The sequence below is a fragment of the Stenotrophomonas sp. 01N47 genome, assembly GCF_056399165.1.
In genome coordinates, this window is sequence record NZ_JBFTQU010000003.1 from 1 (window position 1) to 19760 (window position 19760).

16 protein-coding genes are annotated in these 19760 nt (G+C 67.7%); 7 read left to right on the forward strand and 9 right to left on the reverse strand.

From position 1 onward, the window contains the following. The first annotated feature begins 603 nt into the window (after nucleotides 1–603). Nucleotides 604–1794, forward strand: a complete 1191-nt coding sequence (locus AC1DKR_RS06265) for a benzoate/H(+) symporter BenE family transporter (RefSeq protein ID WP_099786370.1) — start codon at nucleotides 604–606, stop codon at nucleotides 1792–1794. Here the strand turns inward: AC1DKR_RS06265 and AC1DKR_RS06270 are convergent. The 4 genes from AC1DKR_RS06270 to egtB all read right to left on the reverse strand — a co-directional run bounded on the left by AC1DKR_RS06270 (nucleotide 1788) and on the right by egtB (nucleotide 6897). Then, nucleotides 1788–2348 (reverse strand): DUF2628 domain-containing protein, encoded by a 561-nt coding sequence (locus AC1DKR_RS06270; RefSeq protein WP_363734088.1) that lies wholly within the window; start codon nucleotides 2346–2348, stop codon nucleotides 1788–1790. The genes AC1DKR_RS06265 and AC1DKR_RS06270 overlap by 7 nt on opposite strands. A 30-nt stretch (nucleotides 2349–2378) precedes the next feature. Continuing rightward, nucleotides 2379–4514: a lytic murein transglycosylase gene (locus AC1DKR_RS06275; protein WP_478032174.1), complete on the reverse strand. Its 2136-nt coding sequence runs from the start codon at nucleotides 4512–4514 to the stop codon at nucleotides 2379–2381. A 137-nt stretch (nucleotides 4515–4651) separates the two neighbouring features. Then, nucleotides 4652–5629, reverse strand: a complete 978-nt coding sequence (gene egtD / locus AC1DKR_RS06280; RefSeq protein WP_363734090.1) for an L-histidine N(alpha)-methyltransferase — start codon at nucleotides 5627–5629, stop codon at nucleotides 4652–4654. Beyond that, entirely contained in the window at nucleotides 5626–6897 is a 1272-nt protein-coding gene (egtB, locus tag AC1DKR_RS06285; protein ID WP_312786627.1) for an ergothioneine biosynthesis protein EgtB, read from the reverse strand. Before egtB ends, egtD begins: the two co-directional genes overlap by 4 nt. Nucleotides 6898–7043: 146 nt before the next feature. Here egtB and AC1DKR_RS06290 point away from each other — a divergent pair, with 146 nt between their 5' ends. Beyond that, nucleotides 7044–8345 carry a GGDEF domain-containing protein gene (locus tag AC1DKR_RS06290; RefSeq protein WP_363734091.1) on the forward strand — a complete coding sequence of 434 codons (1302 nt, stop codon included), beginning with the start codon at nucleotides 7044–7046 and terminating at the stop codon, nucleotides 8343–8345. Here the strand turns inward: AC1DKR_RS06290 and AC1DKR_RS06295 are convergent. Then, nucleotides 8327–8719, reverse strand: a complete 393-nt coding sequence (locus AC1DKR_RS06295; protein ID WP_032978546.1) for a YchJ family metal-binding protein — start codon at nucleotides 8717–8719, stop codon at nucleotides 8327–8329. The two genes, AC1DKR_RS06290 and AC1DKR_RS06295, sit on opposite strands and share 19 nt — an antisense overlap. A 73-nt stretch (nucleotides 8720–8792) precedes the next feature. On the opposite strand from AC1DKR_RS06295, the gene AC1DKR_RS06300 reads away from it, so the two are divergent. After that, nucleotides 8793–9572: a sulfite exporter TauE/SafE family protein gene (locus tag AC1DKR_RS06300; protein ID WP_312110237.1), complete on the forward strand. Its 780-nt coding sequence runs from the start codon at nucleotides 8793–8795 to the stop codon at nucleotides 9570–9572. A gap of 169 nt (nucleotides 9573–9741) precedes the next feature. On the opposite strand, the gene AC1DKR_RS06305 is transcribed toward AC1DKR_RS06300, so the two are convergent. The 4 genes from AC1DKR_RS06305 to folE all read right to left on the reverse strand — a co-directional run bounded on the left by AC1DKR_RS06305 (nucleotide 9742) and on the right by folE (nucleotide 16017). After that, the gene (locus tag AC1DKR_RS06305; RefSeq protein WP_478031821.1) at nucleotides 9742–13122 is read right to left on the reverse strand and encodes an ATP-binding protein; all 3381 of its coding nucleotides are present in this window, start codon (nucleotides 13120–13122) and stop codon (nucleotides 9742–9744) included. A gap of 16 nt (nucleotides 13123–13138) precedes the next feature. Beyond that, on the reverse strand, nucleotides 13139–13840 hold the full coding sequence (locus tag AC1DKR_RS06310; protein ID WP_059065677.1) for a DUF4194 domain-containing protein: 702 nt from the start codon (nucleotides 13838–13840) through the stop codon (nucleotides 13139–13141). Beyond that, entirely contained in the window at nucleotides 13827–15296 is a 1470-nt protein-coding gene (locus AC1DKR_RS06315) for a DUF3375 domain-containing protein (RefSeq protein ID WP_025875659.1), read from the reverse strand. The genes AC1DKR_RS06310 and AC1DKR_RS06315 overlap by 14 nt, the downstream gene beginning before the upstream one ends. A gap of 109 nt (nucleotides 15297–15405) precedes the next feature. Further along, the gene (gene folE / locus AC1DKR_RS06320) at nucleotides 15406–16017 is read right to left on the reverse strand and encodes a GTP cyclohydrolase I FolE (protein ID WP_025875657.1); all 612 of its coding nucleotides are present in this window, start codon (nucleotides 16015–16017) and stop codon (nucleotides 15406–15408) included. Between the two features lie 597 nt (nucleotides 16018–16614). Here folE and AC1DKR_RS06325 point away from each other — a divergent pair. From AC1DKR_RS06325 to AC1DKR_RS06340, 4 genes are all read left to right on the forward strand, one after another. After that, nucleotides 16615–17070, forward strand: coding sequence for a MarR family winged helix-turn-helix transcriptional regulator (locus AC1DKR_RS06325; RefSeq protein ID WP_025875653.1), 456 nt, complete (start codon nucleotides 16615–16617; stop codon nucleotides 17068–17070). Between the two features lie 107 nt (nucleotides 17071–17177). Further along, entirely contained in the window at nucleotides 17178–17387 is a 210-nt protein-coding gene (locus AC1DKR_RS06330; RefSeq protein ID WP_025875651.1) for a DUF1656 domain-containing protein, read from the forward strand. Beyond that, nucleotides 17384–18301, forward strand: a complete 918-nt coding sequence (locus AC1DKR_RS06335) for an efflux RND transporter periplasmic adaptor subunit (protein ID WP_312787693.1) — start codon at nucleotides 17384–17386, stop codon at nucleotides 18299–18301. The genes AC1DKR_RS06330 and AC1DKR_RS06335 overlap by 4 nt, the downstream gene beginning before the upstream one ends. After that, nucleotides 18298–19758: an efflux transporter outer membrane subunit gene (locus AC1DKR_RS06340; protein WP_428704823.1), complete on the forward strand. Its 1461-nt coding sequence runs from the start codon at nucleotides 18298–18300 to the stop codon at nucleotides 19756–19758. Before AC1DKR_RS06335 ends, AC1DKR_RS06340 begins: the two co-directional genes overlap by 4 nt. The last annotated feature ends 2 nt before the right edge of the window (nucleotides 19759–19760 follow it).

A 19760-nucleotide genomic window follows, 5' to 3' on the forward strand; every position in this document is an offset into this window, starting at 1 on the left:
GAATGATTCTGGCAACGTATCGCTTGCTTTAAAACAATTAATAGTTGCTTGATCAAACGTCTGCAAGATGGACAATCATCCTTCCTGCAGGCGCCTTCACAAGATACCTGCGCATACTTTCAAAGATCCTGGGAAGTGGCCTCAGCGCCATTCCCGTGTGCTGCGAAGTTTCCTTCGTAGCGAGCCGCCCATTATAGCCGGCTTTTCCGCTTCGTCAACACCTTTTTTCAAGGCCGTCTCACCGAAGTGGACGTTGTTGCCGATGCTGCTTCGTCGTTGGGCCCGAAGGCCTTTCGTCGTTGCGAGCCGCCTATTATGCCGGACTTTTCGAGTCCGTCAACACCTTCGTCCGATGATCTCGTCCGGCGGTGGTGGCGTTGCTGTTCGCGTTGCCGGCTTCCGAAGAAGTCGCCGCGCTGCAGCAAGGGAGCGAATTCTAGAGATCCTGCAGAATTCGTCAACACATTTTTTTCAGCAGCATGACAACGCCTCGGCTGCTGCATGCACAACGGGCGTGCAACGATCACGGCGGCGTTGCCCGCGCGTTGCGCGGTCAACGCCGCAGGCGCTATCTATAGTCGGATGCATACAGGAAGGAAGACGATGGACACGACGGTACGACAGGGATGGTGGCGCGATCTTTCGATGCCGGCGATCGTCGCCGGCTTCATCACCGTGCTGGTCGGCTTCGCCAGCTCGGCAGTGATCGTGTTCCAGGCCGCGCAGGCCGTGGGTGCCGACCAGGCCCACATCGCCTCGTGGATGTGGGCGCTGGGGCTGGGCATGGGCGTGACCTGCATCGGCCTGTCACTGCGCTACCGGGTGCCGGTGGTCACCGCATGGTCGACGCCTGGGGCGGCGATGCTGGTCGTCGGTGCGGGTGGCGCCTCTCTGTCCGAGGCCACCGGTGCGTTCCTGCTTGCGGCCGTGCTGGGCATGCTCGCCGGCTTCTCGGGAGTGTTCGCCCGGTTGATGAAACGCGTGCCCATGGCCCTGGCCGCCGGCATGCTGGCCGGTGTACTGCTGCGCTTCGGGCTGGACGTGTTCGTGGCGATGAACACCCAGCGCGTGCTGGCGTTGGCCATGTTCGCTACCTGGCTGCTGGGCCGCCGCCTGTTCCCCCGCTATGCGGTGATCGCCACCCTGCTGGTCGGCATCGCCATCGCTGCCAGCCAGGGTCTGCTGCATGCACAGCAGGTGCACCTGCAACTTGCGGTACCGCAATGGGTCACTCCCTCGCTGTCGTGGACGGCGATGGTCGGCATCGCCCTGCCCCTGTTCGTGGTCACCATGGCGTCGCAGAACATTCCCGGTGTGGCGGTGATGCGCGCCTCCGGCTACGACGCGCCGGTGTCACCGGTGATCGGCTGGATCGGCGTGGTCAACACGCTGCTGGCGCCCTTCGGTGCCTACGCATTGAACCTGGCCGCCATCACCGCGGCGATCTGCATGGGCCGTGATGCCCACGAAGACCCGGCACGGCGCTACACGGCGGCGATGGCGGCCGGCGCCTTCTATATCGTCATCGGCCTGTTCGGGGCCACCGTAGCGGCCCTGTTCGCTGCCTTTCCCAAGGAACTGGTGGCCTGTGTGGCCGGCATCGCCCTGTTCGGCACCATCGGCAACAGCCTGGCCAGCGCATTGGCAGTGGAGCGCGACCGCGAGGCCGCGCTGGTCACTTTCCTGGTGACCGCCTCGGGCATGACGCTGGCCGGTGTCGGTTCTGCGTTCTGGGGCCTGGTCGCCGGAACGCTCTGCCTGTGGGTGCTGCGGCCGCGTTCGCCGGCTCAGTGATAGGTCTGCAGGAGGCCCTGGGTGATGTAACGCAGCGCGTAGATCAGGCCCAGGCAGACCACCACGGCCGAGGCACGGGTGCCACCACGGCGAAGCAGCTCGGCGCGGATGCGGTTCGGCTGGCCGGCGTGGGTCGCCTGCACCCTTGCCAGCAGACGGCTGCAATGGCGCAGGTACAGGGCGTTGGCGAAGATGGCCAGGGCGATACGCGGGAGCAGCATGCCAAAGGCGATCTGCGGTATGCCCGCGTCGGCCAGCAGCATCAGGATCGGCAGCAGCGTGGTGACCAGGTAGAAGCCGATGGCGGCCAGGTACATCCGGCGATGCACCATCCACAGGGTGCCGAACAGGAAGGCGGGCCAGTTCCAACGGCGCGGAGGCTTCGGCAGCGCACTGTCCACATGCCAGAAACGACGGTAGGCGGCGGCATTGGGCCCGACCACCAGCGTCAGGTAATCGGCATCTTCCAGCGCCGTGTCTACATCGGCGTCAGCGCCGGGCGCCAGATAGGGGTTCTCGCTACCGTGCGAGGTCTGCGGATCGAGGGTGCTCATGCTGGCCATCCATGCCAAAGGGGGAGCCCGCTATAGCGGCGCGCTGGACAGGATCTGAAGCAGCACATGACGCCCGCCCGGTGCGACGGTGACCACGTCGGGACCGGCGTTGGCGGCCTCCAGGCAGACGTAGTCGCGCCAGCCGTCGCCGACATCGGCCATCCTGGCGGCACCTTCGGCGCCAGGGTTCCATGCCACCAGCGAGCGGCTGCCTTCGGTGCGGAGGTCGATGCGGCGCTTGAGCACCGGGTCGCGCAGCACATAGTGCCCGCCGGCCTGGGTGTAGATGCGGTCGCTGCGGCCCGGGTCACGCGGATCGCGCAGCGACCAGGGGCCCTGCTGGCGGCGCGGCTGGGCGTAGTTCTCGAACTTGTCGAGGTAGTCCAGGCCGTCGACGCCGTCGACATCGACCTTGCTGGCATCACCGACACGGAAGTAGTTGTGCAGCGCCTGGGTGATGGTGGCCGGAGCCTTGCCGGTGTTCTCGGTGACCAGCTGCTGGCGCAGTTCACGGCCGACACGGACGGTCATGGTCAGGCGCAGGCCGAGGTTGTCCAACGCCGGCGGGGCCAGGATCAGCTCGATGCTGCCATCGTCGAGCCGGCGCGCCTGCTGCAGTTCCCAGGGCAAGGTGCGCACGAAACCGTGGGCGGGCACGTCGTCGCCCTGCCCCTGGCGGCCGAAGTAGGGCCAGCACACCGGGCTGCCGCCACGGATCGGCGCGGGCAGCGCAGCACGCTTGGGCGAGAGCCACATCACATCGGGCTGGCCCTTGGGCACGAACGAGAGCAGTTGCCCGCCGAATACGCTGATCGCGGCGGTGGCCTGCGGGGTTTCCACCAGCCAGGCGTCGAGTCCCTGGAACTGGCCGCTGCTGACACCCTTTATCTGTTGCACGCTGGATCGACTCCGGATGGCCGGCGATTGCGCGGCACTGTAGTTGGTGGGAAGGCTGAAGCGGGTGGGCGTGGCCGGAACCTTCGCCTGCGGTTCGCTCTGCAGCGCGCGCAGGATGCGCTGGCCGGCGCGACCATCGGCGTCGGCCCAACCGAGCCGGCGCTGCTCGACCTGGATGGCACGACGACTGGCGGTACCGATCATGCCATCGGCGGCACCGATGTCATGGCCGCGCGCCAGCAACAGGGTCTGCAGCTGGCGGCGCTCGTCGCGGCCAAGTCCGGGATCATCGGTTGGCCAGGCGGTGACCAAGCCGTTGCCGCCACGCAGACGGTCGGCCAGGGTGGCGATGGCCAGGGCATAGCTCTCGGCCGCGTTGTAGCTGTAGATCGCGTCGTAGTTGCGGAACACCAGCAGCGCCGGGCCCTTGTTGCCGGCCGGCAGCAGCAGCGCGGCGCGCGCATCGGCGGGCAGGCCGGCCGGCGCCAGCGCGCTGCCGTCCAGGCCGGTCACGCCCAGTGCGCGCCAGTCGGTCAGTGCCCGGCGCTGGGTGCGGCCGGCCTGGCTGGCGTTGAAGCCGGCGGGGACGCGGACTTCCATGCCCCAGGGTTCGCCGGTTCGCCAGCCGGCACGCTTCAGATAGTTGGCGGTGGAAGCCAATGCATCGGGAATGCTGCCGACCAGATCACGACGGCCATCGCCATCACCATCGACGGCAATGCGTGCGTAGGTGCTGGGCATGAACTGGGTGTGGCCGAAAGCACCGGCCCAGGAACCGGTCAGGCCCTGCGCCTGCAGGTCGCCCTGGTCGATGAGCTTGACCAGCGCCAGCAGTTCGCCGCGGAAGAAGGGCTGCCGGCGGCCGGCACAGGACAGCGTGGCCAGCGACTGCAGCAGCGGGCGTTTGCCGAACACGCGGCCGTAGTCGCTCTCCACACCCCATACGGCGACGATGGTGACTGGATCGACGCCGTACTGCGCCGATACGCGCTGAAGCAGGTCACGGTGCTGCTGCAGCATGGCGCGACCGTCGTCCACGCGCTGGCGATCGACCAGTGCGGCCAGGTAGTCCCAGATCGGCGTAGTGAACTCCGGCTGCGCATCGAGCAGCGGCAGCACGGTTGGGTCGGGCTGCAGTCCGGCGGTGATCGCATTGAAGCGGTCAGCGGCAATGCCCTGGCTGGCGGCCGTAGCCTGCAGGCCCGCCATGCAGCGGGCGAACGCGGGATCAGCGGTTGCCGCTGCTGCCGGCGGCGCGGACGCTGGCATGGCAAGCGCGGCGGCCAGGCCGAGCGTGGTCAGAATGGGCATGGCGTCCTCCGTGTTGCCGGTGCTGCAGCCATGGTAACGCGGAGGGAGAGCAAGGTTGGCCGAGATTGCCGGCCAGCGGCCGGTACTACCTGTGCCTAGGGTGAGGGGCGCAGGAGGCGCAGGCCATAGGCGGGATCGTCCGCGTTCCAGCATGCCGCCACCTCCAGCCTTGCCTGCTGCAGCAGGTGGCCGAAGCTGGCGTCGGTGTACTTGTGGCTGTACTCCACGCGGATCGGTTCGCCAGCGCTGAAGTGGAAGGTGCGGCCGTCGAGATGCACGTCCTGCTCGCGCTGGCTGACCAGATCGGTTTCGATGCGCAGGCGCGCGGTGCTGTAACGGGCCTGGTGACGGAAGCCGTCGAGATCGAAATCGCTGCCGACCTCGCGGTTGAGACGCGCCAGCAGGTTCAGGGTGAAGGCGGCGGTGACACCGTCGGCGTCGTTGTAGGCGGCTTCGATCAGTGCCGGGTCCTTGTGCAGATCGATGCCGACCAGGGCCAGGCCGTGCTTGCCCATGGTCTGGCGCATTGCGCGCAGCAGCGCGATCGCATCCTCATCGGCGAAGTTGCCCAGCGTGGAGCCCGGGAAGAACAGCAGCCGGCGCGCGGCAGGCCGCTCTGGCGCGGGGACCTGCACAGGGCGGGTGAAGTCGGCACACACCGGCAGCATTTCCACGTCCGGCAGCGCCGGGGCCAGATGGTCGATGCTGGACAGCAACGCCGCGCGCGAGATCTCGATGGGCGTATAGGCCACCGGGTCCTGCAGGGCAGCCAGCAGGCGCGCGGTCTTGCGGCCGCTGCCGCTGCCCAGTTCGACCACATGCACGCGCGGACCCACCGCCTGCGCGATCTCCGGCAGCACCCGGTCCAGCAGGGCCAGTTCGGTGCGTGTGGGGTAGTACTCGCGGGTGTGGGTGATCTGCTCGAACAAGCGCGAGCCGCGCGCGTCGTAGAAGTACTTGGAAGGCAGCTGGCGAGAGGCCTGCGACAACCCCGCCACGGCGTCGGCAAGGATCTGCTGGCGGCCGGGGGTAAGGTCGGTCAGCGCCTGCAGCGCATCCTGGACGGTACTCATGAAAGATCCCTTGCCAGGCGCACGCCTGAGAACTGCCAACGCGCCGGTGGCATGAAGAAGTTGCGGTAGCTGGCCCGTACATGGCCGCGCGGCGTGGCGCAGCTGCCACCGCGCAGGACCCACTGGCCACACATGAATTTGCCGTTGTATTCGCCGAGGTTGCCGGCGAAGGGACGGAAGCCGGGATAGGCGCCATAGGCGCTGCTGGTCCATTCCCACACGTCGCCGAACAACTGGCGCAGTCCATCGCCCTGCCCTGCCATCGGGTGCAGATGGTCGTCGTCGGCGAAGTGGCCTTCGATCGGCTGCGAGGCGGCGGCCGCTTCCCATTCGAATTCGGTGGGCAGGCGGGCGCCGGCCCAGCGGGCGCAGGCATCGGCTTCGTAGTAGCTGAGGTGACAGACCGGCGCATGCGGATCGAGCTCGTGCCAGCCACCCAGGGTGAACTCGCGCAGCAGGTCATCATCCCAGTACAGCGGATGCTGCCACTGCTCGGCCTCGCGCAGCGCCCAGCCTTCGCTCAGCCACCAGCGCGGATCGCGGTAGCCGCCGGCGTCGATGAAGGCGCGGTACTCGGCGTTGCTGAGCGGGCGTTCGGCGATGGCATGCGCAGGAAGCAGCACGCGATGCACGGGCGATTCATTGTCATAGGCGAAGGCCGTGTGCTGCGGCCAGGCGGACGCACCGATGCTGACGATGCGTTCGCCCTGTTCGACCCAACCCTGCGTGCCGAGGGCGCTGACGGCGATGGGCAGGTCTTCGCGGTACGGCGGCTGCAGCGGATTGCACCAGAAGGCATGCTTGATGTCGGTGAGCAGCAGCTCCTGGTGCTGTTGTTCGTGCTGCAACCCCAGCTGCAGGTGCTGCAGGGCGTCGCTGCCGAGATCGCCATCGCGCAGTCCTGCCAGCACCTGCTCATCCACATGCTGGCGGTAGGCGTGGACCTGCTGCAGCGAGGGCCGCGACAGCAACCCGCGCTGAGGCCGTGCGTGAGCGGGGCCGAGACTCTTGTAGTAACTGTTGAACAGATAGTCCCAGGCCGGATCCCAGGGGGTGTAGCCGGGCTGGCTGGCCAGCACGAAGCGTTCGAAGAACCAGGTGGTGTGGGCCAGGTGCCACTTGGCCGGGCTGGCATCGGCCATGCTCTGCAGCAGGGCGTCTTCCGGGCTGAGGGGTGCGGCCAGCTGCACGCTGCGCCCCCGCACATGGGTGAAGTGGCGGGCGAGGTCACGCTGCGGGGCAGCGACGGCGGCGGGTACGCTGTCCATGCGACCAGCTTCGACCGCGACCGGTGAGCGCAATGTCATGGCCCGGTGGCGCGGTGTTCACATCAGGCTGCGCGTATTCAAGAAGGTCGCTGCTGCGCCGCTAACGGCAGTGCTGCGGCCGCGTCGTGACCGCGCTGGAATTCCGTGTGTCCCATCATCCGCTTCGACAGCCTGTGCACTATCTGTTCGTGCTGCCCGCCGTGCTGGTCGCACTGGTGCTGTGGGCGAGCCTGGAAAGCGATGATGTCGGCCGCGCCGGGCAGCGCATCCTGCCGTGGTTGCTGGCCTGCCTGGGTGCAGGGCTGGCGCTGCTGTACAACCAGGTGCGCACGCTGTGCCTGTTGCTGCTGGTGGCGCTGGCCTTCGCGGTGCTGCACCAGGACCTTGGGCACTACCTGCGCGAGGGCCGGGTGACGGCGTTGACGCCATTGCGCTTCCACGCGATCTCGACCTGGCTGCCGTTGCTGTTCACCGTCCATGCGTTGTGGCCAGAACGTGGCCGCCGCCGCCAGGACCTGCTGCTGAGGGCCACGACCAGCGGTGTTGCGGTGGCGATCTTCATCCTGCTTGCCGCACAGCAGCCACAGGGCATGCACGACCTGTTGTCGAACCGGCACTTCCCCTGGATTCCGAGCAACTGGAACGCGCTGGCGCAGCTGCCTGCCGTGCTGTTCCTGCTGGCCACCGCTGCGCTGGGATGGCAGGCGTGGCGCCAGCCCCGGCCGTTGCATACGGCGATGCTGCTGGCCCTGCTGTGCCTGTGGTGGATGCTGCCGCGGATCTTCCTGCAGCCGGTGCTGCTGCCGGCGCTGAGCGTAGCGGCGCTGCTGCTGATGCTGGGCGCGACCCTGCAGGAGTCCTTCCACATGGCCTTCGGCGACGAGCTGACCGGCCTGCCCGGTCGCCGTGCGTTCAACGAGACCCTCAAGCGCGCCACCGGCACTTACAGCATCGCGATGATCGACGTGGATCATTTCAAGAAATTCAATGACACCCACGGCCACGACACCGGCGATGACGTGCTGAAACTGGTGGCCTCACGACTGTCGCGGGTGGGCGACGGCGGCCGTGCGTTCCGTTATGGCGGCGAGGAATTCGCCGTGGTTTTCCTCGACCGCCCGGCATCGGCCTGCGTGGATGCGGTGGAGGCGCTGCGACAGGGCATCGAACAGAGCCGCATGCAACTGCGCGACCGCAGCACGCGCACCCGCGACGATACGCTCGGCCAGCAGCAGCGCGGGCGCGGCGGTGGCGGTGCGGTGGTGCAGGTAACCGTCAGCATTGGCCTGGCCGACAGCCGGGTCGATCGGCGCCCTGCCGGGGTGGTCAAAGCGGCCGACCAGGCGCTGTATGCGGCCAAGGAGGATGGCCGCAACCGCGTGTGCGCGCATGGCGGCCAGCGCGTGCTGGCCGTGCGCGGCAGCCAGGCTCAGACGGCGTCGAGGTAGTACCAGCGACCCTCGACCCGCAGGAAGCGGCTGTGCTCGGTCATTTTCACCGCGCTGCCGCCACCGACGCGGTAACGGGCGGTGAAGCGGACCTCGGCGCTGTCGCTGCCGGTCACCTGGTGGTCCTGCACGGTCAGGCCCAGCCATTGGGTGCGCTGGCCGGGGGCATCATCGAGCGACAGTTCTGCCGGACGGGTGTCCGGGTGCCAGGTGGCACGCAAGTAGTCCGGCAGGTGGCGCACATAGGCGCTGTAACGTGAGCGCATCAGACGCTCGGCATCCGGCGCGGCGTCGCCGGCATGGAAGCGCCCGCAGCAGGCGGCGTAGTCGGCGGCCAGGCCACAGGGACAGGGATCGGGGGCGGTTCGGCTCATGCGGGTATTGTCGCGTGGGCGGCGGCAATGTGACAGGCGTATGCTGTCGCGCCCCCCACTTCGATCGATCGCCGTGCTGGAACTGATTCCTCCTGAGTTGTGGTGGCTGGTGGTGATCGCCTTCATTGCCGGCCTGGTCGATGCGGCCGTGGGCGGCGGCGGACTGGTGCAGCTGCCGGGCCTGTTCACGGTACTGCCGCAGCAGACCCCGGCGATGCTGTTTGGCACCAACAAGTTCAGCTCGATGTTCGGCACCGGCGCAGCGGCATGGCGCTATGCGCGCAACGTGCGCTTCCCGTGGAAGCCGGTGCTGTTCGCCGCCGGTACGGCCTTCGTGTTCTCCTTCCTGGGCGCTACGGCGGTCAGCCTGTTGCCCAAGGACGCAGTGCGGCCGCTGGTACTGGTGCTGCTGGTGGCGATGCTGGCCTACACGCTGTGGAAGAAGGACTTCGGCGCGCTGCACCGGCCGCAGGACATCGGCCGCCGCGAGCTGGTGATCGCGCTGGCGATCGGTGCGGCGATCGGCTTCTACGATGGCTTCTTCGGGCCCGGCACCGGCAGCTTCCTGATCTTCCTGTTCGTGCGCTTCTTCGGGCTGGACTTCCTGCGTGCGTCGGCCGCGTCGAAGGTGGTGAACCTGGCGACGAACGTGGCGGCGATCTCGTTCTTCGTACCGACCGGCAACATCCTGTGGCTGTTCGCGCTGCCGATGGCGGCGGCCAACATCATCGGTTCGGTAGTGGGCACGCGGTTGGCGCTGAAGGGCGGCACGCCGTTCATCCGCAAATTGTTCGTGGGCCTGGTGGTGGTGCTGATCGCGCGGATGGCGTGGGATACGTTCCGTAGTTCGTGAATGCGATTGCCGGCCAGCGATCGGCACTACCACTATCGGGATTCATGACCTGGTAGGTGCCAACCTTGGTTGGCACGCTGTTTCCGGTCGCGAAGAGCAGCCGAGCATGGCTCGGCTCTACAGGGGATTGCCGGCCAGCGGCCGGCACTACCAGGGCGGGCCGAAGCGATCAGGCTTCGGCTTCTTCCGGTTCGTCGGCCTGCTGGCGGCTGCGCTCCGGCAGCTTCAGGCGCTTGCCTTCTTCGTCGTACTCGATGAGCAGCACGCCCGAATCGTGGCGGCCGCTGATCTCGACGAAGCAGGCGCCACCGATGAACGGTTCCAGCGTCATCACCGATTTCAGCGGGGTGGCCACCACCATCTGGAAACCGAAGTTGTCGAAGATGTTCATCGCCAGCGCGGTGAACTCGTTGTCGGCCTTGTCGAAGGCTTCGTCGAGCACGACTGCGGCATAGCTGGGCAGCTGGCTGTCGGCGCCGCCGAGCTGGTAGCGCAGTGCCGCGGCCAGGCAGGTGGTGGCCAGCTTCTGCCGCTGGCCACCGGATTTGCCGGCGCCGCTGCGGTAGATCTCGACCTGCTGGCGCGTTTCCACATCCAGCTCCACGCCGATGAACTCCACGTGCAGGCGTACGTCCAGCACCACTTCGCGCCAGCGCTTGTCTTCGCCTTCCTGCGAGCCGAGGCGGTTGACCAACTGGCGCAGGACGGTGAACTGCGTTTCGGCCAGGTCGCGCTGCTCGGTCTGCTGCTGCGACAACACCTCGCGCAGCTGCTGGTGGAACTCCTGCACTTCCGGCAGGCGCCGGTCGTTCAGTTCGATGGTCAGCAGGGTGCCACGGTTGAAGGGCACCTGCTCCAGGCTGGCGTTGACTTCGTCCAGGCGCTGGCCGATCGACTTGCGGGCCTCCGCGCTGTGACGCTGCAGCGCGAGCAGGTTGTTCTTGCTCTGGTTCTGCAGCAGGTCGAAGAAGCGTTCTTCATGCTGCGGCAGGCCATCGCGTTCAAGGCGTTCGAGGCGAGCGAGGAAATCCTCGGCCGAGGCCACCGACACGGTGAAGTCGCCCGATTCTTCCGGCCACTGCTGGATGAAGCGGCGGAAGCAGCCCAGCAGCAGGTTCTCGATGCGGTTGACGTCCTGCTGCGAAGACGAGAGCTGTTCGTTCAGCGCGTTGCTGACCTGGCGCATGTGCGCTTCCAGCGTTTCCAGGCTGAGCGGGCCCTGCTCCTGCAGGCGCTCGGCCAGGCCGGCTTCCTGGTCTTCGGCCAGCGCTGGCAGGACCAGTGCACGGCTCTGCTGGCGGGCACGGTCCAGGCGGTCGCGTTCGCGCACCAGCTGGCCGCGCTCGACGCGGGTGTCTTCGTAAGTGCGGCGGGCCTGCTCGATATCGGCGCGGGTGGCGTCGATCTGCTGGGCGATCCTGGCCAGGTCGGCATTGCCTTCGCGCAGGGCGTGCAGGCTGGCCTCGATGTCGGCCAGGCGCTGCTGCGGCGCGGCGACGTCGATTTCGTTCCAGCTGATGCCGACCAGCTGGTGGCAGGCCAGGCGACGTTCGTTGTCGCGGTCACGCTGGCTGCGCAGGCGCGCGATGTCGGTATCGCAGCTGGCGATACGGGCGGCCAGCTCCTGGGCTTCCTTCTCGAAGACGGCCAGCTTGTCGCGGTTGCTGAAGCCCAGCAGCCAGCGGCGCCGATCATTGACCGCACTGCGGTCGTCCTTCTCGAAGCGATCGCCCGGATGCTTGACCTGGCCTTCGCGGGTGATGCCGCGGTCGACGTTGCGCAGCTGCTTGGCGTCCACGCATTCGTAGTCGAAGCGCTTGCCCAGCTCGCGACGCAGCCAGCTTTCGAACACGTGATCGCGCAGTTCCAGCTTGTGCAGCAGCGACTTGGCGGACGGTTCGCGGGCGAACGCATCATCATTGCGACGCACGCGGTAGTAGGTGAAGCGCATCCCCAGGTGGGTGCGGTTCACCCACTCGGCGACGTCGTTGTAGTGCTTGTCATCGACCAGCAGCGATTGCGCGAAACCACCGAGCACGCGCTCGATCGCGCCCTGCCAGCCCTGCTCTTCCGAGCGGACCTGGATCAGCTCGCCGACGAACGGCAGGGCCGCTTCGGAAATGCCGGTTTCTTCGGCCAGGCGTGCGCGCAGCTTCTGCATCGGCGCAGGAATGCTGGAGGGCGTGCGCTGCATCGCCTCCAGTTCGCCACGCACTTCGGAGAAGCGCCGCTCGTCGTCGCGCTTGCCGCCCAACCGTTCGCTGATGGCGTCGTCCAGGGCGCTCGACGCACGCTGACGGTCTTCCAGTTCGGACTGCGCCTGCTCGACCAGCTCGGCGAAGCCATGTGCATCCTCGGGCAGCGCAGCCTGCAGTTTCTGTGCGGCGTCACGTGCCTGTGCCTGCTTGGCCAGGCGGCGATCACGTTCGGCTTCGGCGCGGCCCTGCTCGCGTTCCAGTTCCTCAATGCGCTCACCGCCCTGCTGGCGGCGCTGCAGTTCCAGCTCGGCCAGGCGCTCGGTGTGGTTGTCCAGCGCCGCGCGACGCTGCGCTTCTTCGCCCAGCAGGCCACGGTCGCGCGTATCCATTTCACGCAGGCGCGCTTCGATCAACAACTGACGGCGGCTTTCGCGGAAGCTGTCGATACCGAGCTTGAGCGCTTCGTCGTCGCCGCGACGACGGCTCATCGCCTGCAGGTCGCCATAGTGCTCGCGCGCCGGCTGCAGGGTTTCGACCTGACGCCGCGCGGTGACCACGGCCTGGTGCGCGCCATCGAGTTCGGCGAAATCGCTGACCAGTCGTTCGGCAGCGTCGAAGGTCTTCGGCGTGTCGAGCATGAAGTCGCGCAGGAAGACGTTCAGGTCACCCAGGTTCTTCGCCGACTGCGTCTTGTGCAGCAGCCGCAGCGCCATCTCGTTGTCGATGCCGAGCAGGTGGCGGAAGCGTTCGGCATAGCCGGAGAACGTGTCGAAGTGATGGACGTCGGCCAACTTCTGCTTGAGCTTGCGCAGGTCCAGATCGAAGCCGCCCAGATCCTTGGCGATGTCGAACGGACGCTCGGCAATCATGTAGTGCTTGCGCACGTCACCGGCGGAGGTGCTGCTGCCGGCGATCCAGAGCAGGCGTACCAGGCTGACCACGCGGCCATCGCCGGCGCGGTACTCCAGCACCAGCGCGGTCCAGGTCGCGCCCTTGCGCAGGTACTGGGTGGCGATTTCACCGGTGCCACTGTCCTGCTGGTCGGCCCACGCGCCGCGCACGTAGGACACCAGGTTGCGGTCGCGGCCGCTGCGTTCGGCTTCACGCGCTGCGGCGTTGAAGTCGACGATGGCCGGTGGCGTCAGCAGGGCGGACATGGCATCGAGCAGGGTCGACTTGCCCGAACCGGAGCGGCCGACGAACAGGAAGCCGCGCTCGGCGATCGGCACTTCGGTCAGGCCGTTGAAGGTGCCCCAGTTGTGCACCTGCAGGCGGCGCATGCGGAACTGCTGCAGGCGCGGGTCCGGCAGGCCTTCGTTGAACAGGGCGGGAGTGTGCTTGGAAATGGCCATGCGGTGCTCGGGTCTCTCAGGCTTCAGCGGCCGGGGTTTCGCGCAGCTGGCGGTAAACCGCCGACAGCTGGGATACGTCTTCGGCGGAGAACAGCAGCTTCAACGCCGGCGAGACTTCGTGGCGGTCTTCCTGGCCGCCGAGGCGGGTCAGGATGTGGTTGTCCTTCATTTTCTGCACCGCCGAGGCGACACGGCGGTTGAAGCCGGCGCGATCGGTGGACAGGTTCTTTTCGTAGATGGCCAGTGCTTCGGCCATTTCAGCATCGGCGACCACGGCGCGGTTGCCACGCGCATCGGCTTCGCCCAGCTGCTGGCGCAGGTACAGCAGCAGCACCGAATCGATGAAGGTCAACGGCGACGTGCGCAGCAGTACCGGTGCATCGACATCTTCGGTGTCGGCCTGGCGGGTGAACGCTACGCCACTGTCACGGTCGAGCACCAGTTCCAGGAACAGGTCCGACAGCGCCGAACGGATACCGGCTTCGCTGCGGATCAGTGCCGGCCACAGCTTGGCGTGACGCAGCTGGTCGATGCTGGGGCCGATCAGCAGCTGGCACAGCGCGCGGCGCGCATCCAGCGGCAGGCGGCCGGTATCGCCCATGTAGTAGACGTCGTTGCCGCGCCGGGGCTGGGCCATGGTCGCCACCGGCTCGGCCTGGTAAGCGTCTTCGGCCAGGTCGGCATGCGGTGCGTCGATGGGGTCTTCATGCCAGCTCATGGCGTCTCTCCTGGGTAAACCAAACCAGCGGGATGCGGGCACGACGGATCTGTCCGTCGCCACCTCGCCATTCGGCAAGCTCCTGTTCGCCGGCGATCACGCTGCCAAAGCGCGTGCCCAGCGAGAGGTAGCCGATGACACTGCCCAACCCCTGCGGCGCTTCGCGCTGCGACAGGGCCTGGGCGATGCTGAGTTTCGGCTGCCTGTCGAGCAGGTCGTGCAGGTCGCGGCGCAGGGTGCGGAAATCGATTTCCGACGACGCCACCAGATCGCCCACGCTTTCCAGGCTGATGCTGGCCGCATCGTTGTATTCGACGTTGCCATCGACCTGCGCGCTGCGCGGGTCGTGCAGCTTCCACTGCGACCACGAACGCAGGCGGCTGGTGGTCAGCTGCAGGTCGCGGCCGATGGCGCGTTGCGCCGGGAAGTCATCGCGCAGTGCCAGTGCTTCGGACTGCGCCTGCTTCAACAGCTGGTTGAGGCGGCGCTGTTCCAGGTAGCCACGGCTCTGCACGAAACCACGCAGGCTGCGCGCGAAGTTCTGCAGCACGTCATGCACCTGGCCACCACGCTCGAGCATGGTGCTGGTGAAGCCGCGCAGGAAGTTGCGCTCGTTGCGATCCAGCCGCCGGGCGAAGCCACGGGCCAGCAGCGTCTCCAGCGCGGCATCGAGCTGGGCGCTCTGTTCGGCGTCGTTGAGCAGGCGCCAGAACGCCTGGAAACTACGGCCCGCGTCGCTCTCGCCGATCACGTCCACGCCTTCGAACAGCTTGGACAGCACGTCGCCGCGCTCGCCTTCGTCATCGATGATGCGTTCGCGGAAATCACGGTTGAGCTGTTCGAAGTCGTCGCGCACGCGGCGGAAGTCTTCGGTCAGCTCGTCGGCCAGGCCGATGATCTGCCGCGTGCGTTCCAGCGCGCGCTTGCCGTCCAGGGCCGTCACCCGGCCAGCGCTGACACGGGCGATCTCGGCATCGATGCGGTCGCGCTCGTCGCGCAATGCGGACAGGCGTGCGTCCGGGTCGGCCTCGGTCTGCGCGGCCAGCTGCGACAGCTGCTCGATCACCAGTGCCAGACGGCTCTCGGTGGCGGCCACGCGGGCCTGCTCCATGCTGTCGGCGAAGCGGATCGCCTGCAGCGCCTGGGTCGAGAGCTCGTACTGCTCCTGGTCGGCGCCTTCAGGCAGCCGGCGTTCCAGCCAGCCCTGCGCGAGCCAATGGGCGACGTAGGCCTGCGCGGTCCGCGGCAGCTCGCGCGACAACTCGTCGCCGTTGAGCTGGTCCAGCGCACGCTGCAGGCGCTCGTTGAGGACCGATGCCGGCAACGTGCGATCGCCGTCCATCAGCAGGCCCTGCAGCAGGCCGATGATTTCCGGTGCGTGGTCGGCGGCGAGCAGCTTCCATTGCGGCTGTTCGCGCAGGTGGCGATAACGGGTGATGCGTTCGCGGTGCTTCATGCAGCGAGATCGGTCGGAAGGGCGCGGCGGCCGGCGCGCGCGCGAAGGCGCGGCGCAGGCACGGCGAAAGCGGCGGCCACGCGGGGCCGCCACCGGGAGGCGACGGCGCTCAGCGCTTGCCGCCCACTTCGATGAAGCGCAGGAACTCGGCGCGGGTGCGGGCGTCCTCGCGGAAGCTGCCCAGCATCTTCGAGGTGACCATGCTGACGCCGCGCTTGTGGATGCCGCGGGTGGTCATGCACTCATGGGCGCCTTCGACGACGACGCCAACACCGACCGGCTGCAGCACGTCCTGGATGCACTGGGCGATCTGCGCGGTCATCTTTTCCTGCACCTGGAAGCGGCGGGCGTAGGCTTCGACCACGCGTGCCAGCTTGCTGATGCCCACCACCTTGCCGGCCGGCAGGTAGCCGACGTGCACGCGGCCGATGATCGGCGCCATGTGGTGCTCGCAGTGGCTTTCGTATTCGATGTCGCGCAGGACGATCAGTTCGTCGTAGCCCGCCACTTCCTCGAAGGTGCGTTCCATGTAGGCGCGCGGGTCGTCGCGGTATCCGCTGAACCAGTCGCCATAGGCTTCGGCCACGCGGCGCGGGGTATCCAGCAGGCCTTCGCGGGTCGGGTCCTCACCGGCCCAACGCAGCAGGGTGCGCACGGCATCCTCGGCCTGGACCTGGGTCACTTCGCCCTGCGGGGCGGCCTTTTCGTTGTTCTTGCTCATTGCATACAGCGCCCGAACGGGGGGCGAGCATCGTACCCGACCGGGGGGTGGGTCGTCCTCTGGAGACGGTTCATCGGGGGGCCGCCCGGCGCCGGATTGCTATCGATCTGGAGCGGGAAGGGCGGCAGGGCAGGACACGCCGTAAACCCATCCATGGGGGCTCGGTCGGCGCATCCCTGCGCCTCACGGTCCTGCCCTGCCGCCCTTCCCGCTCCCTGACGGTTTCCTGCGGGCGCGGCCGGTCCGCCCGAAAGCGGGGTCAAAAGCTGGGGTTCATGGCCTCGGAGGGTGTCCTGGCTGCTGCTGTGGTGGGTGCGGACCGTTGGTCCGCACTGCTTCTGCCCTTGCCTTTAAAGAGCCAACCCACCACGCCCGCGGGATGTGGGGTAGGTGGCGGAGGGCCCGGCGGGGTAGGACCGTGAGGCGCATGGATGCGCCGATCGAGCTTACAGGGACGTACTTGCAGCGTGTCCTACCCCGCCCGGCCCTCCGCCACCCCAACCGATAGCCAGCAGGCGCAACGCTTTCCTCAGCACACCACCCATTCAGTAAAATCTATTGATAGGAATGAAATTAGTAGTATCCTATCTATTACTTATGGACCGCCCCCTCGACGAGCGCACCGTGCTGCAGATGCAGCTCAGCTCCGGCCTGCTGTACGCAGGGCGGCAGTGGCAGCGCCTGGCCGACAGCCGGTTGGGCAGCTACGGCATCTCCACCGCATGCACCATGCCCCTGCTGATGATCGGCCGCTCCGGCGGTGGCATCCGCCAGGTCGCGCTGGCACAGCAGCTGGGCATGGAAGGCCCTTCCCTGGTGCGCCTGCTGGACAAGCTCTGCGCCAGTGGGCTGGTCCGCCGCGAATGCGATGCCAGCGACCGCCGCGCCAACCTGCTTTGGCTGACCGAGGAAGGCCAGGCGTTGGTGCGCGAACTGGAAGACCAGTTGATCGGCCTGCGCCAGGACGTATTCGGCGAGCTTTCCATGGATGAACTGCATGCCGTGCTGAAGGCATGGCGCCTGCTGGCCGAGGCTGCCGACCGCATCACGTAAGCCCGTTGTCGGTGAATACCGCCGCTGCCGTGCATGCGCCAGCGGCTTTTGCCCGTTGCCGTTGTCCTGTTCCACCTCCCCTTCCCCTACCGTCCCCGCCCCTACCGATGCCCGGTGAATTCAGTCTCCACGGAGTGTTCGTCCCGACCCTGCTCGGGTTGATGGTGTTGGCCTACCTGGTCAACAGCGGCCTGCACGCGCTGCTGCAGCGTGCCGGTGCCTATCGCCACGTATGGCACCCGGCGCTGTTCAACCTGGCCTTGTACGGGATCGTGCTGGGCCTGCTGTTCCACCTCCTGCGTTGGATGCAATCGTGAACAAGATCGTGAAGAAGAGCCTGCCGGTGCTGCTTACCTGCGCAGCCGTGATCGTCGCCCTGCTGGTGCTGCGCCAGCTGTGGGTCTACTACATGGACGAGCCGTGGACCCGCGACGCCCACGTCGGCGCCGACGTGGTGCAGGTGGCGCCGGATGTGTCCGGCCTGGTCGAAACGGTGCAGGTAGCCGACAACCAGGCGGTGAAAAAGGGCGACCTGCTGTTCGTGATCGATCGCGCGCGCTACCGCATCGCGCTGGAGCAGAGCCGCGCCAGCCTGGCCGAACGCCAGGCATCGGTCGCGCAGCTGCGCCGCGAGATCGGACGCGACCGCAGCCTGCAGGATCTGGTCGCCGCCGAGGACGCCGAAGTGCGCCGGGCCAAGCTGCAGGCCGCACAGGCCGCATTGGCCACCGCACAGGCCGCGGTCGACCTGGCCGAACTCAACCTGGCCCGCACCGAAGTGCGTGCACCGGCCAATGGCCGGGTCAACGACCGCACCATGCGCGTGGGCGACTACGTGGTGGCCGGCAAGCCGGTGCTGGCGCTGCTGGATACCGGTTCGTTCCGCATCGATGGCTACTTCGAGGAAACCCGCCTGCGCGGCGTTTCCCCGGGGCAGCGCGTGGACATCCGCCTGATGGGCGAAGACACCCCTCTGCACGGCCATGTCGAAAGCATCGCCGCCGGCATCGAGGATCGCTACCGCAGCAACGGCAGCACCCTGCTGCCGAACGTGACCCCGGCCTTCGACTGGGTGCGGCTGGCGCAGCGCATCCCGGTGCGCATCGCCATCGACGAGGTGCCTGCCGGCGTGGAGCTGATCGCCGGGCGCACCGCCACGGTGACCGTGGATACCGGCCGCCACGTGCAGAACAAGAAGGCCGGCGCTGCGCCGACACAGGCGGGCCTGTGAACGCCGCCCTGCCCCGCCTTGGCCTGATCGTCGCGCTGGCCAGCCTGGCCGCGTGCAGAACCGTCGGCCCGGATTACGCATTGCCCGAAGGCTCGGCATTCAAGCGGCCGCAAGCGAATGCCGCGTTCATCGATACCCACAACCCCGAAGTGGCTGCCAACCAGGCACTGCCGGCACGCTGGTGGTCGCTGTACAACGACCCGGTGCTGGATGGGCTGATCACCCAGGCGCTGCGCGACAACGTCGAACTGAAGGCCGCCGACGCGCATCTGCGCCGCGCTGCTGCGGTGTACGAGCAGGCGATGGACGCCGGTGGCTTCGAGTACGAGGCCGAGGCCGGTGTCAGCCGCGCACAGTTGTCGGCCGAGTCGTTCCTGCAGGAGCACGAGCTGCCGGTGATCAACCTGGCCGACGGCAAGTTCGCGGTGAGCTACCAGTTCGACCTGTTCGGCAAGCTCAAGCGCGGTGCCGAAGCAGCCCGCGCCGACGAACAGTCGGTGGCCGCTGCACGTGACCTGGCCCAGGTGAGCGTGGTGGCCGAGGTGGCCGGCAGCTACCTGGAGATCTGCCACGCCAACCACGAACTGCATGTAGCCGAGCATTCCCTGCAGCTGCAGCAGCGCAGCCGTTCGGTCACCCAGCGGTTGATCAGCGCAGGCCGCGGCACGCCGCCGGAACTGGCGCGCGCCAATGCCCAGGTCGCGCTGCTGGAAGCCGCATTGCCCCCGCTGCAGGCGCAGCGTTCGGCTGCCGCCTATTCGCTGGCGGCACTGCTTGGGCAGACCCCGGGCCAGCTGCCGGCCGGGGTGATCGACTGCGCGCACGCACCCACCCTTGCCCAGCCGCTGCCGGTCGGTGATGGCCGCGCGCTGCTGCAGCGCCGTCCCGACATCCGCCAGGCCGAACGCAAGCTGGCCTCGGCCACCGCGCGGATTGGTGTCGCCACTGCCGAGCTGTACCCGGACATCCGCCTGGGCGCCTCGGTCGGCGCCGCCGGCCTGCTGGAAGACTTCGGCCAGCCGATGACCCAGCAGTGGTCGTTCGGCCCGCTGATCTCGTGGACGCTGCCGTCCTCGGGCACGCATGCACGCATCCACGCCGCCGAGGCTGGGGCCGATGCCGCGCTGGCCGAGTTCGACCATGCCGTGCTGCAGGCACTGCGCGAAACACAGACCGCACTGGACCGCTATGCGCAGGATCTGCGCCGCCTGCAGTCGTTGCGCGTGGCGCAGGAGCAGGCTGCGATGGCCGCAGAGCAGAACCGCCGGCTGTACCAGGGCGGCCGCACGCCGTACCTGTCCAGCCTGGATGCCGACCGCAGCCTGGCCAGCAGCGATGCCACCCTGGCCGCGGCAGAAGCCCAGGTCTCGCGCGACCAGATCCACCTGTTCCTGGTACTGGGCGGTGGCTGGCAGGACAGTGCCGCGTCTGCGGCTGCGCCGACGGCGGCGAGGTAAGC

Bases quoted from the DNA above. Each gene is read 5' to 3' on its own strand.
- AC1DKR_RS06265 (WP_099786370.1), top strand. From the start codon at position 604: ATGGACACGACGGTACGACAGGGATGGTGGCGCGATCTTTCGATGCCG.
- AC1DKR_RS06270 (WP_363734088.1), bottom strand. From the start codon at position 2,348: ATGAGCACCCTCGATCCGCAGACCTCGCACGGTAGCGAGAACCCCTAT.
- AC1DKR_RS06275 (WP_478032174.1), bottom strand. From the start codon at position 4,514: ATGCCAGCGTCCGCGCCGCCGGCAGCAGCGGCAACCGCTGATCCCGCG.
- egtD (WP_363734090.1), bottom strand. From the start codon at position 5,629: ATGAGTACCGTCCAGGATGCGCTGCAGGCGCTGACCGACCTTACCCCC.
- egtB (WP_312786627.1), bottom strand. From the start codon at position 6,897: ATGGACAGCGTACCCGCCGCCGTCGCTGCCCCGCAGCGTGACCTCGCC.
- AC1DKR_RS06295 (WP_032978546.1), bottom strand. From the start codon at position 8,719: ATGAGCCGAACCGCCCCCGATCCCTGTCCCTGTGGCCTGGCCGCCGAC.
- AC1DKR_RS06305 (WP_478031821.1), bottom strand. From the start codon at position 13,122: ATGGCCATTTCCAAGCACACTCCCGCCCTGTTCAACGAAGGCCTGCCG.
- AC1DKR_RS06310 (WP_059065677.1), bottom strand. From the start codon at position 13,840: ATGAGCTGGCATGAAGACCCCATCGACGCACCGCATGCCGACCTGGCC.
- AC1DKR_RS06315 (WP_025875659.1), bottom strand. From the start codon at position 15,296: ATGAAGCACCGCGAACGCATCACCCGTTATCGCCACCTGCGCGAACAG.
- folE (WP_025875657.1), bottom strand. From the start codon at position 16,017: ATGAGCAAGAACAACGAAAAGGCCGCCCCGCAGGGCGAAGTGACCCAG.
- AC1DKR_RS06325 (WP_025875653.1), top strand. From the start codon at position 16,615: ATGGACCGCCCCCTCGACGAGCGCACCGTGCTGCAGATGCAGCTCAGC.
- AC1DKR_RS06330 (WP_025875651.1), top strand. From the start codon at position 17,178: ATGCCCGGTGAATTCAGTCTCCACGGAGTGTTCGTCCCGACCCTGCTC.